11 protein-coding genes are annotated in these 13,686 nt (G+C 44.3%); 1 reads left to right on the top strand and 10 read right to left on the bottom strand.

What is annotated here, in order from left to right; all coding sequences use genetic code 11:
• Nucleotides 1–51 precede the first annotated feature (51 nt).
• Entirely contained in the window at nt 52–1,275 is a 1,224-nt protein-coding gene (locus tag OP489_RS04690) for a Rid family detoxifying hydrolase (protein WP_323135422.1), read from the top strand.
• 71 nt (nt 1,276–1,346) lie between these two features.
• Here OP489_RS04690 and OP489_RS04680 read toward each other — a convergent pair whose 3' ends face one another.
• The 10 genes from OP489_RS04680 to OP489_RS04635 form a co-directional block, all read right to left on the bottom strand.
• Nucleotides 1,347–2,852, bottom strand: a complete 1,506-nt coding sequence (locus OP489_RS04680; RefSeq protein ID WP_266163184.1) for a 4Fe-4S dicluster domain-containing protein — start codon at nt 2,850–2,852, stop codon at nt 1,347–1,349.
• Between the two features lie 177 nt (nt 2,853–3,029).
• The gene (gene hisE, locus OP489_RS04675; protein WP_266163183.1) at nt 3,030–3,365 is read right to left on the bottom strand and encodes a phosphoribosyl-ATP diphosphatase; all 336 of its coding nucleotides are present in this window, start codon (nt 3,363–3,365) and stop codon (nt 3,030–3,032) included.
• Entirely contained in the window at nt 3,362–3,697 is a 336-nt protein-coding gene (gene hisI, locus OP489_RS04670; RefSeq protein ID WP_266163182.1) for a phosphoribosyl-AMP cyclohydrolase, read from the bottom strand. Before hisI ends, hisE begins: the two co-directional genes overlap by 4 nt.
• Nucleotides 3,698–4,417: a 1-(5-phosphoribosyl)-5-[(5-phosphoribosylamino)methylideneamino]imidazole-4-carboxamide isomerase gene (gene hisA / locus OP489_RS04665; protein ID WP_266163181.1), complete on the bottom strand. Its 720-nt coding sequence runs from the start codon at nt 4,415–4,417 to the stop codon at nt 3,698–3,700.
• Between the two features lie 82 nt (nt 4,418–4,499).
• Nucleotides 4,500–5,078, bottom strand: a complete 579-nt coding sequence (gene hisB / locus OP489_RS04660) for an imidazoleglycerol-phosphate dehydratase HisB (RefSeq protein WP_266163180.1) — start codon at nt 5,076–5,078, stop codon at nt 4,500–4,502.
• 13 nt (nt 5,079–5,091) lie between these two features.
• Nucleotides 5,092–6,153, bottom strand: a complete 1,062-nt coding sequence (locus tag OP489_RS04655; RefSeq protein ID WP_266163179.1) for a pyridoxal phosphate-dependent aminotransferase — start codon at nt 6,151–6,153, stop codon at nt 5,092–5,094.
• Nucleotides 6,150–7,439 (bottom strand): histidinol dehydrogenase, encoded by a 1,290-nt coding sequence (gene hisD / locus OP489_RS04650; RefSeq protein ID WP_266163178.1) that lies wholly within the window; start codon nt 7,437–7,439, stop codon nt 6,150–6,152. The genes OP489_RS04655 and hisD overlap by 4 nt, the downstream gene beginning before the upstream one ends.
• A complete protein-coding gene (gene hisG, locus OP489_RS04645) occupies nt 7,436–8,074 on the bottom strand; it encodes an ATP phosphoribosyltransferase (protein ID WP_266163177.1) in 639 nt (212 codons plus the stop codon). The genes hisD and hisG overlap by 4 nt, the downstream gene beginning before the upstream one ends.
• Nucleotides 8,071–9,249: an ATP phosphoribosyltransferase regulatory subunit gene (hisZ, locus tag OP489_RS04640; protein WP_266163176.1), complete on the bottom strand. Its 1,179-nt coding sequence runs from the start codon at nt 9,247–9,249 to the stop codon at nt 8,071–8,073. Before hisZ ends, hisG begins: the two co-directional genes overlap by 4 nt.
• Nucleotides 9,250–9,342: 93 nt before the next feature.
• Complete coding sequence (locus OP489_RS04635; RefSeq protein WP_266163175.1) at nt 9,343–13,683, bottom strand: PolC-type DNA polymerase III; 4,341 nt, start codon at nt 13,681–13,683, stop codon at nt 9,343–9,345.
• Nucleotides 13,684–13,686 lie beyond the last annotated feature (3 nt).

Here is a 13,686-nt window from a genome sequence, read left to right as displayed (position 1 = left end):
ATTTTCGTTTTAGTATAGTCCTGGAACATTAAAAAGTCAAAGGAAGGCAATATGGATTTAAACGCCAAGGCAGAAAGAAGCCTCATTACAACTTATCGAAAACCGATCTGGAACCGCTTTATCGGTGGAATTAAAGATTATCAGTTAATTGAGCCAAATGATCGAATTGCAGTCTGTATTTCCGGTGGAAAGGACAGCATTCTCCTCGCAAAATGTATGCAGCACCTACAAAAATACAGTGATTTTCCGTTTTCAGTGGAGTTTTTATCGATGGACCCCGGATATCGTCCTGAAAACCGTGCGTTGCTGCAAAAGAATTGCGATCTGCTGCAAATTCCAGTTCATATTTTTGAAACTGATATTTTCAATATTGTTGCAGATGAAAAGCAGTCTCCCTGCTATCTTTGTGCCAGAATGCGCCGCGGCTATCTCTATAAAAACGCACAGGCGCTTCATTGCAATAAAATTGCCTTGGGACACCATTTTGACGATGTAATTGAAACCATTTTGATGAGCTTACTTTATGGAGCGGAAATGCGAACAATGATGCCAAAACTGCACAGTCAGAATTTTCCCGGAATGGAACTGATTCGGCCACTGTATCTTGTCCATGAAGAAGATATTATTCGTTGGAAGCATTATAATGGTCTCGAATTTCTGCAGTGTGCCTGTCGGCTGACAGAACGTGAGCACATGAATCCAGGCAGCGCCGGAAAACGTGCAAAAGTAAAAGCCCTGATTCGGGAACTAAAAAAAGACAATCAACAGATTGACAAAAATATTTTCCGCAGTGTCCACCAAGTGAATCTAGAAACCTTGATCGGCTGGCGGTGCGGAGACGACCAACATTCTTTTCTGGACAACTATAACAGAAAGGAAAACAATGAAGGAGGTTCTCATATGTCCATCAAAACAATCAAAGCAGATCACGCCCCCGGTGCCGTCGGCCCCTATTCTCATGCAGTACTCGCCGGAAACACTTTGTATACTTCCGGCCAGATCGGTCTGATTCCGGAAAGCGGAGCTATGGCAGAAGGAATCACTGCACAAACAAAGCAGGTTCTTCAAAACCTTCAAGCTGTTTTAAAAGCTGCCGATATGACAACAGACGATGTTGTAAAAACGACGGTGTTTTTGACAGATCTCAAAAACTTTGAAACCGTAAACCAGCTCTATGGTGCAGTCTTTACTAAAAAGCCTGCTCGCTCCTGTGTAGAAGTCGCCGCACTTCCAAAAGGTGCTTTGGTAGAAATCGAACTAATTGCAGCAAAATAAATTTTTCTTTTTCATCAAAAAAGCTGATATGAATTCGGATTTTTCCGATCATATCAGCTTTTTAATTTTTATTAGTCTAAACGATCCGCCTGCTTACGATAAGGGCTGTCTTCGGCCGTCTTTTTGTCTGCCTTCGCTTTATAATCAAGGACCATAGAAGTTGCCTTTGTGAGCGGCTGAAGCGTTCCTGCGCCCGCCACGCAGCCTCCAGGGCACGCCATCCCCTCCAAAAGATAGCCGTTATATTTTCCGGCTTTTGCAAGAAGCAGCATCTTATAGCAGTCTCTTAACCCCTGCGCTGACTGAACCTTAACTTCTCGATCCGGATATTTTTTATGGATACAGTCTACAACCGCCTGTGCAACGCCCCCCGAAACGGCAAAGCCACGCCCGGCAGCAGTGCCTTCTTCCAAGGAACTCTCTCCCGTAATTTTTGTAAGATCGACCTGCTTTGCTTCAAACATTCCCATTGTTTCTTCAAATGTCAAAACAAAATCCACATCACTGCGAATGGTCCGGCGGCTCGCTTCCAGTTTTTTCGCAGAACATGGCCCGATAAAGACTACCTTACAACCAGGATGCTGCTTTTTTAAAAGCCGAGCTGTCAACACCATAGGAGTTAAAGCCATCGAAATATAAGATTCAAACTCCGGAAATTTCTTTTTCGCCATGACACTCCAACTCGGACAGCAGGAAGTTGCTAGGAATGGCTGCTTTTCCGGAACTTTATCCAAAAAGTCCTTTGCTTCTTCTATAGTGCAAAGATCCGCTCCTACCGCAACTTCGGCAATATCTTTAAACCCGAGCTCCTGCATGGCAGGACGCAGCTTTTCCGGAGTCATTTTGGGGCCAAACTGTCCCACAAAAGCCGGAGCAATCGCCGCATAAACTTCATATCCCTCTTTCATTGCATGAATCAGCTGAAAGATCTGTCCTTTATCTGAAATAGCCCCAAACGGACAGTTCACAATGCACATTCCACAGGAAACACATTTATCATAATCGATGGTCGCATGTCCATAAGCATCAGAATGAATCGCATTCATTCCACAAGCTGCTGCACAGGGGCGTTCCATCTGCACGATTGCGTGATAGGCACAAACACCAACACAGCGCCCGCACTTGATACATTTGTCCTGATCGATCACCGCTCTTCCGTTACGGATTCGAATCGCCTGTTTCGGACAAACTTCTTTACAGGGATGTGCAAGACACCCCTGACAAAGTTCTGTCACTTGAACAGTTTTTTCAGGACATTTATTACAGGCAAATTTAATCACATTTACAAGCGGCGGATCGTAATATTTTTCCGCGATTGCGCTCTCAATGATCCCTTGTGAAAGGCGTGTATGCTCAGTAATCGGGCGTAAAGGCAAACCGATTGAAAGCCTTAACCGCTCCCCTACAATTGCTCTCTCCAAAAAAATACTTTCACGATAATTGGCGACTTCTCCTGGAACAATTTTATAAGGAAGATCGTCAATTCTCGAATAATCTCCGCCTTCATATGCCAAACGTGCAACTTCGGTAAAAACCTTTCGACGGATATCCGTCACAGAAGAATAAATACCTCTCATAACCGGACTCCTTTCTCATTACGCTATCTTTAAATCTGTTATTATTATAACAAACGTTTCTCTATTTGTCTTCTAAAAACTTGTTTTTTGTTATTATTTTCTTTTTTATAAAAAAATAAGCACCGGATAAAAATATCCGATGTTTTTCTTCACAAAATTTATAGAAAAAAGCCGAAATCAGGTATTATGGTCAACCTGATGAAACTTTTTAAGATTTCCTGTTTTTTCACTGCGCTTTTTAAGTTCCGCTTCCACATCCGAAATGTGGATTCCTTCTTCCACCATCATGACGGTCAAGTGATATAAAAGATCGGAAATTTCCATAATGGTCTCATGATTATCTCCATTTTTTGCAGCAATGATGGTCTCGCTGCACTCTTCTCCAACCTTTTTCAGAATTTTATCAAGTCCCTGCTCAAAAAGGTAGCAGGTATAAGAGCCTTCCTCTTTTTCTGTTTTTCGTTCCAATACGGTATCATAGAGTTCCGCTAAAATATTTTTTTCCTCACTCATATTGTTTGATCCCTCCAAATCTCATCAAAAAAGCAACTGTGATGTCCAGTATGACAAGCAGCACCGGTCTGATTCACAACCACTAAAAGTGTATCACTGTCACAGTCTCCGGTAATGGAAACCACCTTCTGCAAATGGCCGGAAGTGGCACCTTTATTCCAGAGTTCCTGTCTGGAGCGAGACCAAAACCATGTATATCCGGTCTCTAAAGTCTTCTGCAGAGATTCCAGATTCATATAAGCCAGCATCAAAACTTCTCCGGTTTTCGCCTCTTGAACAATCGCTGGGACCAATATTCCTTTTTGAAAAAAGCGTTCCAAATTCTGTGCCATTTACTTTTCCTCCGCGATTTCAAGGGCTTCTTCCAGCTTTAGATCCCCATTATAAAGCGCTTTTCCACAAATAACACCATAAAGATGAAGTGCTTTTAAATCCTCGATATCTTTTGCACGGCTAACCCCACCGCTTGCAATAATTTTACAGGAAACTGCTTTTTGCAGTTTTTCCAACATTTCAAGATTTGGTCCTGTGAGCATGCCGTCACGATCAATATCCGTCATAATGATATACTGTGTTCCAACCGCTTCGACTCGTTTTGCAAGTTCGATATAATCCATATGAGAGGTGTGTGTCCATCCTTCTGCCGCAACCATACCGTTTCTGGCATCAATTCCAATTGCAATTTGATCCCCATATTTTCGAACCGCTTTGGCCGTAAAATCCGGATCTGCCAATGCCGCTGATCCCAAAATTACCCGGGAAATACCACTTTGCAGATAATGCTCCACCGCCTGCATCGTGCGAATTCCGCCACCTAATTCCACTTTTAAATCTGTAGAACGAACCACCTGAAAAATCAGCTTTGAATTAACCGGCACAGCAGCTTTCGCTCCATTTAAATCCACCATGTGCAACCATTTCGCACCAGATTTCTGAAATTGCTCTGCCGTCTGTACAGCACTCGCCGCTACTCGATGCGCCGTCGAATAATCGCCGCGAAAAAGCCGTACACATTGTCCGTCCTTCAGATCGATTGCAGGTAAAATGACCATCTCGTTTTGCACTCCTTTTCCTTACTGTTCCAAAAAACTGTTCCTTATTAGATTTTACCTTTCCCTAAATAAAATCTATTTTTCAAGGATCTAATTTTCCTTTTGTTGATAAGGTCCCATCATAAGGGGCAACTGCTTCATGCAAAGCATGTCCCAATGCTTTAAAGATCCCTTCAATTTCGTGATGCGCATTTTCTCCATAGAGAATTTCCGCATGCAGTGTGATCCCAGCATTTGTCGCAAATGCGCGCAGAAATTCGCTTGTCATGCAAGTGTCAAAATCTCCGACACGTTCCTGAGAAAGCGTCCCTTGAAACACCAAAAACGGGCGTCCACTCACATCAACATGAACACTGCAAAGCGATTCATCCATCGGGATCCAGAAGCTTCCATACCGCTTGATTCCGCTCTTATCGCCCAAAGCCTGCGCAAATGCTTTACCAAGGACAATTCCGGTATCCTCTACCGTATGATGGCAGTCTACAAACAAATCGCCCTCTGCCCCAACGGAAAGTCCAAAGCCACCGTGAACAGCAAAAGCCTCCAGCATATGGTCAAAAAATCCAATTCCGGTGGAAATTTCGACAGGACCGCCGTCCAGATTGAGCCGAACTGAAATATCTGTCTCTTTCGTCTTTCGATTCTGAATCGCTGTACGCATGGTTAGCCTCCTATCAGTCTTTGAGCAGTGCTTCAAAAGTTTCTAAAAACTTTTCATTCTCAGTAGGACTTCCGGCTGTAACCCGCAGTGCCTGCGGGAAATACCGCACAGAAATTCCTTTTTGCAATAGACTTTCATAAATTTCCTTTGCATTTTCTAAGCGGAGATACAAAAAGTTTGTTACGCTCTCTTCCATCGAAAACTTCTCCGGATATTTCTTTTTGAGCGCCTGCAGTGCTTTTTCTAGGCATTTGCGAGAATCGACCACTTTCTGAATGTTTTCCCTTACCAGATCGGGGTGATTCAAAAAGATAGTTCCTGCTCGCTGCGTCATCACATTTACATTATACGGCGACTTGACCGCTCGAATCAAGCCCGTTATTTTCTGATTTGCCACAGCAAATCCCAGCCGCGCTGCTGCAAATCCCATTTTAGAACAAGTTCGCAAAATAATCAAATTATCATATTGATTTTCTTTTCCTAAAAATGACTGCTCACGACCCCAAAAATCCATATAGGCTTCGTCAAGAACTATCAAGGCATCCACTGATGTAATCAGACGGTGTACGTCTTCTTTACTAAGTCCCAGTCCTGTAGGATTGCAGGGATTACTGAAAAGAAGCAAGCGAGCATTATTTTCCTTAATCGTACGAATTAAGTTTTCTACCCGCATCGTCCCCTCTTCCGGTTTCTCGAGGAGAACACAATTTGATTCCGTCAAATGTGGATAAAAAGTATACATTGAAAAATCCGGATCTGTTGTGACCATTGTCTCACCTTTCATTAAAAAGGCTGACAGCAACACGGAAATCAGTTCATCAGAGCCATTCCCGGCCGTTACATGATTCGGATCGACCCCATAAAATGCACCGAATGCTTTACAAAGTTCTGAGGCAAACGGATCCGGGTAGCGGTTAAACGAGATTTCTCCCAATGCTTTTTTGGTCTCTTCTAAAACTGTCTCCGGAAGATTCAAAAAGGATTCATTTGCATCCAGATGAATGATTTCCCGATTTTCTTCCACCGGAATATACGGTGAAAGTGCACTCAATTTTTGGTTCAACTGATAGCTCATTGCGGTTTCCTCACTTCAATAGAGTTTGCATGTGCTGTAAGTCCCTCGGTTTTAGCGAGTGTAATAATCTCATCACAAACAGGCTCTAAAGCATCTTTTGTATAATAAATAAAGCTTGATTTTTTAATAAAACTATCGACAGAAAGAGGGGAAAAGAAGCGGGCAGTTCCACTGGTCGGGAGGACATGGTTTGGTCCGGCAAAATAATCACCCAGCGGCTCTGGAGAATAATTTCCGAGAAATACGCTTCCCACATTGTCGAGGGACCCCAGATATTCCATCGGATCTTTTGCGCAAAGTTCCAAATGTTCCGGTGCAAGCTCGTTTGCAAAATCAACTGCTTCTCCGAGATCCTTGCAGATGATCACGGCACCAAAATGATCCAAAGACTGTTCAATGATTTCTCTTCGAGAAAGAGTGTTGATCTGCTCATACAGTTCTTTAACGGTTTCGTCTGCGATCTTTTCACTGGTCGTCAGCAAAATTGCAGAAGCCATTGGGTCGTGTTCCGCCTGACTCATCAGATCGGCCGCCAAGAAACGCGGATTTGCAGATTCATCCGCAACAATCAGGATCTCACTGGGACCCGCAATCATATCAATATCGACAACCCCATAAAGCTGACGCTTTGCAGTTGCAACGTAAATATTGCCGGGACCAACGATCTTATCTACTTTGGGAATTGTTTCTGTTCCGTAAGCCAGCGCTGCAATCGCCTGTGCTCCGCCCACTAAGAATACACGGCTCACACCTGCTTCCAAGGCTGCCGCCATAATTGCCGGATTTGGTTTTCCACCTTTTCCGGGAGGTGTCATCATAATGATCTCTTCCACACCGGCGATATGAGCGGGAATCGCATTCATCAAGACACTGCTGGGATATGCTGCTGTACCGCCTGGTACATAGATTCCTACTCTTTTTAATCCTCGAATCCGCTGTCCCATTAAAACGCCGTTCTTTTTAGGTTCTATCCAACTTTGCTGTTTCTGTCTTTGATGAAAATCCTTGATATTTTCTGCCGCATCATGAAGTGCCTTCAAGAAGTCGGGATCACAGCTCTTTTTGAGCTCTTCCATCTGCTCATGCGTTACTTCAATTGGATTCGGAACAGCACCGTCAAAACGCATGGTATACTCTAAAACCGCTTTGTCCCCCTGTGTCTTTACTGCCTGCAGAATCTCTGCTACAGCAGCATCTACTTTTTTTCCGTTAGAAGCATTCCGCGCTTTTAATTGTTCAATAAACCTGCGGCTAATTTTTCCGCCTTCTTTAACGACTTCTATCATGCCTGTTCCTCCTTTACCCGCTCCATTTTTTCCACAAGTGCCTCGATCTCAGACTTGCGCAATTTTAAACTGGCCGTATTTGCAATCAGCCTTGCAGAAATCGTGCAAACGGTATCGATCACCTCAAGACCATTTTCTTTTAGAGTTGAACCAGTTTCCACAATATCCACAATCGCATCGGAAAGCCCCAAAAGAGGTGCTAATTCCACACTGCCTTCAATCTTGATGATTCTCACATCCATGGCCTTATTTTCAAAATAAGAACGTGCGACATTTGGATACTTTGAGGCAATCGTCTTTGCTCTATATCCGGAAAAGAAGTCTGTCCCTTTTGGACCTGCCAGAGCAAACCGGCATTTTCCAAAGCCAAGATTTAAAAGCTCGTAATAGCTTCCGCCTTTTTCCAGAATCGTATCTTTTCCGACGACTCCAAGATCGCAGACACCATGTTCCACATACGTAATCACATCATTTGCCTTTGCCAGAACAACTTCAATCTCGCCATTTCCTATCGGCAAAATCAATCTGCGCCCTTTATTATGTACCGCAGAACAATCAAGACCGATTTTTTCCAGCATCTCTACGGTTTTTTCTTCCAAACGCCCTTTTGTAAGCGCAATCCGCAATGGTTTCATTCTTTTCCCTCCACAAACTCCACTTTGGGAATGTTACGGGATTTTGCATAATTGAGCGCTTCTTCCCGTGTTTCGCAGAGACTTGTTTCGCAGCAGATTCCCTGTGCGGTCAATTTTGCTGCCCGGCGCAATGCCGCGACTGCCTGCCCATGATCTCCATGAACCAAAACCTGCGGCTCCTGCACTGCCGGATATTCATCATTTTGCAGCAGAATTTTCGTTACTGCATCGACATTCACTCCGAATCCGACTGCCGGCATCTTACACCCATAATGTTCGAGTAAATGATCATACCGTCCGCCAAAAAGGACTGCATCGCCGTATTCTTCCGTATATGCGGTAAAAACAACACCCGTATAATAATTATTTCGCTGCACTAAGCCAAGGTCTACCATCAGGCGATCTCCCAATCCCAGATCCTGTACTGCATGATAAAGCTTTTTTAGGTAGGAAAGCGTCTCTTTTGCCTTTGGTGTTTCACAAAGTTTTTCCGCTTCTTCAAAGACTTCTTCTCCGCCAAACAGACGTGGAAGCCGCCTCATTGCATCTACCGCGGCAGACGCAGGCAGTGCATCCAAGATCTGATCGAGTGCCGCATAATTTTTGCTCTCAATTGCACTGCGGATATCTTCCAGGCGATCTTCCGAAAGAGAAAGCTGCTCTGCCAGTGCATGGAAAAAGCCTGCATGCCCTAATTCCAGACGAAAATCCGGCACACAAGAAAAGAGAGATTCTACCGCCGTTGTCAAGACTTCTAAATCGGCTCGAAGTCCATCGGCTCCTAAAAGCTCCACCCCCGCCTGCGCATTTTCGTCTTCTCTGCCAATTAAAGCCGGATTGCTACGGTAAACCGGCTGATCATAATAAAGGCGCAGCGGCCGCGGCTGATTTAAAAGCCGTGTTGCCGCAAGACGCGCAATGGGCATGGTAGAATCCGGGCGCATAACAATCAATCTGCCATGACGATCCGTCATTTTATACATGACTTCCTGCCCAATTCCGGCCTCTGACTGCGTAAAGACATCATAGTACTCAAATCCGGGCGTCATCACCTCATGATAACCACGTACCCGAAAAGCTTCAGTCAGTCTCCGCTCCGCTTCACGCCGAGCAAGACATTCTTCAAACAAAAGATCATGAGTTCCTTCCGGTGTAATTTTATGATTCTGTTTCATAGAATTCTCCTGTCACTTTAGTGTGCTACCATGATATCACATGAAATCGATAGTGTCAATCTTTTTCTCCAGTAAAGTAAGGGCTCATTACACTCAGAAAAAGGTCATTTGGCTGCTCTGAGGCAGATTCCCCATTGCGCCTGCTTCCTGCAGTTTTTCGATCACGGTCTTGCTGACCTTAGAGCGAGCCTGCACATCATCCATCGAAATATAAGATCCCTCTCTTCTTGCAAGAGCAAGGGAAGCAGCAGCCGCTTCGCCTACCCCTCCGATAGAAGCAAACGGCAGGCGAATCTTTCCGTTCTCGACTAAATATTTACGCGCATCGGAGTGATAAAGGTCCACCGGCAAAACTTCGATTCCGCGGGCAAGCATTTCATTCACAATCTGGAAGGTATCAAAAAGTGCTTCTTCTTTTGCGCTGGCCTCTTTCCCCTTCATTCGGATTTCCTGCATTTTTTGTTCTACAGCGTGTTTTCCTTTCATGACGGTCGCACCGTCAAAGTCTTCTCCGCGAACAGTAAAATAAGCCGCATAATATTCCACTGGACGATGGACCTTATACCAACCGAGCCGCAGCGCCGCAATCATATAAGCAGCTGCATGCGCCTTCGGGAACATATATTTAATCTTAAAGCAGGAATCAATATACCACTGCGGCACATTATGTTCCTTCATCGCCTTAATATGGTCTTCTGTCAAAAGTTTTGTTGCTTTGCCCTTTCTGGTTATCTCCATGATCTTAAAAGCCATTTTCGGCTCTAACCCTTTATGTAACAGATAGGTCATAATACTGTCACGCGTTCCGATAACCTCACTGATATTGCAGGTTCCGTTTTTAATCAGATCCTGTGCATTGCCCAACCAAACGTCGGTACCATGGGAAAGGCCCGAAACCTGCAAAAGGTCAGAAAAAGTTCTTGGCTGAGAATCCATCAGCATTCCACGCACAAATGGAGTGCCAAGTTCCGGCATCGAAAAAGTTCCAGTCTTAGAATCAATGTCCTCTTCCGTTACCCCCAATGCTTCAGGGGAATGGAACAGACTCATCACCTGCTGATCGCTCATGGTGACAGACATCACAGGGATTCCGGTGTATTCTTCCAAATACCGATAAATTGTCGGCACATCATGCCCCAGCTCGTCCAATTTACAAATAGTATCATGAATTTTATGGAAATCGAAGTGTGTCGTGATATTATCATTTTTCTGATCATTGGCTGGGTGTTGAATCGGACAAAAATCATAGATTTCATATCCCTTGGGAACAACGACCATACCGCCTGGATGCTGACCGGTTGTCCTTTTTACGCCGGTACAGCCGTTTGCAAGGCGCAGTTCTTCTGTGCGATTCAAAATCAGATTTTTTTCTTCTTCATATTTTTTCACATAGCCGATTGCAGTCTTATCTGCAACAGTTGCGATCGTACCAGCTTTAAACACATGATCTTTACCGAAAAGAGTTTCTGTATAGCGGTGAGCGCCTGACTGATATTCTCCGGAAAAATTCAAGTCAATATCAGGGGTCTTATCGCCGTCAAATCCCAGAAATGTTTCAAAAGGAATCGTATGCCCATCGCGATTTAATGGTGTTCCGCAGACAGGACAATCCATCGGTGGAAGATCAAAACCGGAAATGACACTGCCATCCGTAATAAATTTGCTGTATTTGCAGGCAGGGCAAATATAGTGCGGCGCGAGCGGATTTACTTCGGAAATTCCGGACATACTCGCAACAAAGGAGGAGCCAACACTGCCACGGGAACCAACCAGATAACCATGGGCTTCGCTGTCAGCAACCAGTTTCTGGGCGGTCATATACAGCACCGAAAATCCATGTTTATTAATGGAACCAAGCTCTCGATCAAGTCTCGCCCGAACGATCTCCGGCAATGGATCACCATAAACCTGTTTTGCGCGCTTCCAACAAATTGAATTCAGCTGCTCCTCAGCACCATCAATGAATGGAGGAAAAATACCATCTGGAATTGCACGAATCGGCTCACACAAATCAGCAATTTTATTAGGATTCGTCACAACAATTTCGTAAGCCGTCTCTTTTCCAAGATATTCAAATTCTTTGAGCATCTCTGCTGTGGTACGGTAATAAAGCGGCGCCTGATTATCTGTATCATCAAAGCCCTTTGCAGCCATCAAAATCTTTCGATAAGCACCGTCTTTCGGGTCCATAAAGTGGACATCACAGGTAGCAACGACCGGTTTATGAAGCTTTTTGCCGATCTTTATAATCGTTTTATTGTAATCCTGCAACGTTTCAATATTTGGGACACTGCCCTCCCGTACCAGAAAAGCGTTATTCCCCAGCGGCTGAACTTCCAGATAATCATAAAAAGAAGCAATCTCCAAAAGTTTACTCCATGGCTGTCCATTTTCGATGGCACGGTAAAGCTCTCCCGCTTCACACGCGCTGCCAATCAAAAGGCCTTCCCGATGCTTCATCAGTTCACTTTTCGGGACTCTCGGATTGCGGTAAAAATACTGCAAATGCCCCATAGAAACCAATTTATAAAGGTTTTTAAGTCCGACATGGTTTTTGACCAAAATAATCTGATGATAAGAAGGAATTTTTTTGGGATCGCCGCCGGCTAACGCCATATTGATCTCGTTTACCGTTCTGCACTTAGTATCCTCTTTTAGTCTCCTAAAAAGGCGGATTAGGATCTCTCCAAGTACCGCCGCATCGTCGCAGGCGCGGTGATGATTAAACGGATCTAATTTTAAATATTTTGCAACCGTATCCAGTTTTACATTTTTAATATCCTTTAAAAGACTGCGGCACATCGGGACCGTATCAATATAAGGATAATCAAAGGTCATTTTACTGCGCGTCGCTGCTTTTCTCAAAAAAGACGTATCAAAATCCGCATTATGCGCAACAAGCACCGCATCTGTTCCGCAGAACTCATAGAACATTTTAAGAGCTTCTGCCTCTTTTGGTGCCCCTTTTACCATTTCATCCGTAATCCCGGTAAGCTCTGTAATCTTTCCTGGAATCGGGCGTTCGGGGTCAACAAAGGTATCAAAGTTTTCGAGAACCTCTCCGTTTTTCACCCGAACAGCGCCAATTTCGGTAATCCGTTCTTCATTTGCAGAAAGTCCGGTCGTTTCCAGATCAAAGCTGATAAATTCTCCGGAAAGAGGCCGATCGCTGTGACCGGTTACCGCCGGAACCAAATCGTTGACAAAATAAGCCTCCATCCCATAAATCACCTTAATGGGATGTCCAGCTTTTTTCATATCGGCGGCAGCATTCATTGCATCCGGGAATGACTGCACAACGCCGTGATCCGTAATAGCAATTGCTGGGTGTCCCCATTCAGCCGCTCTGCGCACCAAATCTTCCGCCGAATTAACGCCATCCATGCTGGACATACAAGTATGTAAATGCAGTTCCACACGCTTGACCGGCGCTTTATCTTCAACTTTAAGCTGTTTGACTGTTGCAAAGCCCCTTGGCCGCATTACAATTTCATGATCATATTTGTCGTATTCCACATCGCCTTTAATGAGAAAAGTCATACCTTTTTTAATCGTATCCAAAGTACGGCAGTTCTGCACTGCCTCAATCACTTTCAAGGTAATGGAACCAGTATAGTCTGTTACATTGATAGAATAAATTTTACGGCTGTTGTCACGGGTCGTACGTATTTCTAGTGAAAATACTTCACCCCAAATGACACAGGACCCAATATCCGGTGATACTTTTGAAATCGGAATCGGCTTTCCTTTTGGCATACGTCCGAAAAACTCCCGGGCAGTTTCCAAAACGATCGTCGGCATCAGTGTATCGCCTTCTCGAATCTGCGTAGAAAGTTCCACCGCCTGATGATTCATCGAGATTTCATAATCTTGCGCCTGGCGCACAAGATTTTCTCTGCGGGCAGTTTCCTGTACCTTATTTTGTTTCTCTAAATAGGCGGCACTCTCCCCATCGACATGCAGAGTGCCGCAAAATTCGATCTGAATATTTTCATGAAACTCCTCGCGAATTAGGTCGCTCAGGATTCGATCCGCATGACGGGTTTTAAGCAAATTTGCACCGCCGTGTTTTAATTCAATTTTCAAAACGCCATCAGAAAGTGTTGGTATTGAATCTCTTAGACTCCCGTTAATGCTTGCTTCCCGACGTTTCAGTTCCACCACGAGATTCGGGTAATACTCCACCGAAAAGCTCGCATTTTGATAATGCGGCTTCAATCTAGCGCCGGAAAGATTCAGCTCTTTGCATGCCGAAATCTTTTTTTCTGCATGATAAAATTCTTCTCGAGGAATCGTTTCATTCATCGACAATTCTGCAGAAATAATCCGGTTTTTCGTATCAATCTGCAACCCAAGAAGTTCCCCTTTGCAAAGTGCAGGGGGAAGATCTTCACAATCAATATAATTTTCAAAAAAGCCTTGAAAAGTATTCAAATC

The organism is Caproicibacterium sp. BJN0003, assembly GCF_026314295.1.
Lineage (GTDB): Bacteria > Bacillota > Clostridia > Oscillospirales > Acutalibacteraceae > Caproicibacterium.
The sequence above is the reverse complement of the archived record's forward strand: the minus strand, read 5'-3'. Positions and strand labels throughout refer to the sequence as shown.

Bases quoted from the DNA above. Each gene is read 5' to 3' on its own strand.
- hisA (WP_266163181.1), bottom strand. From the start codon at position 4,417: ATGGTCATTTTACCTGCAATCGATCTGAAGGACGGACAATGTGTACGG.
- hisI (WP_266163182.1), bottom strand. From the start codon at position 3,697: ATGGCACAGAATTTGGAACGCTTTTTTCAAAAAGGAATATTGGTCCCA.
- hisB (WP_266163180.1), bottom strand. From the start codon at position 5,078: ATGCGTACAGCGATTCAGAATCGAAAGACGAAAGAGACAGATATTTCA.
- hisZ (WP_266163176.1), bottom strand. From the start codon at position 9,249: ATGAAACAGAATCATAAAATTACACCGGAAGGAACTCATGATCTTTTG.
- hisG (WP_266163177.1), bottom strand. From the start codon at position 8,074: ATGAAACCATTGCGGATTGCGCTTACAAAAGGGCGTTTGGAAGAAAAA.
- OP489_RS04680 (WP_266163184.1), bottom strand. From the start codon at position 2,852: ATGAGAGGTATTTATTCTTCTGTGACGGATATCCGTCGAAAGGTTTTT.
- OP489_RS04655 (WP_266163179.1), bottom strand. From the start codon at position 6,153: ATGAGCTATCAGTTGAACCAAAAATTGAGTGCACTTTCACCGTATATT.
- OP489_RS04690 (WP_323135422.1), top strand. From the start codon at position 52: ATGGATTTAAACGCCAAGGCAGAAAGAAGCCTCATTACAACTTATCGA.
- hisE (WP_266163183.1), bottom strand. From the start codon at position 3,365: ATGAGTGAGGAAAAAAATATTTTAGCGGAACTCTATGATACCGTATTG.
- hisD (WP_266163178.1), bottom strand. From the start codon at position 7,439: ATGATAGAAGTCGTTAAAGAAGGCGGAAAAATTAGCCGCAGGTTTATT.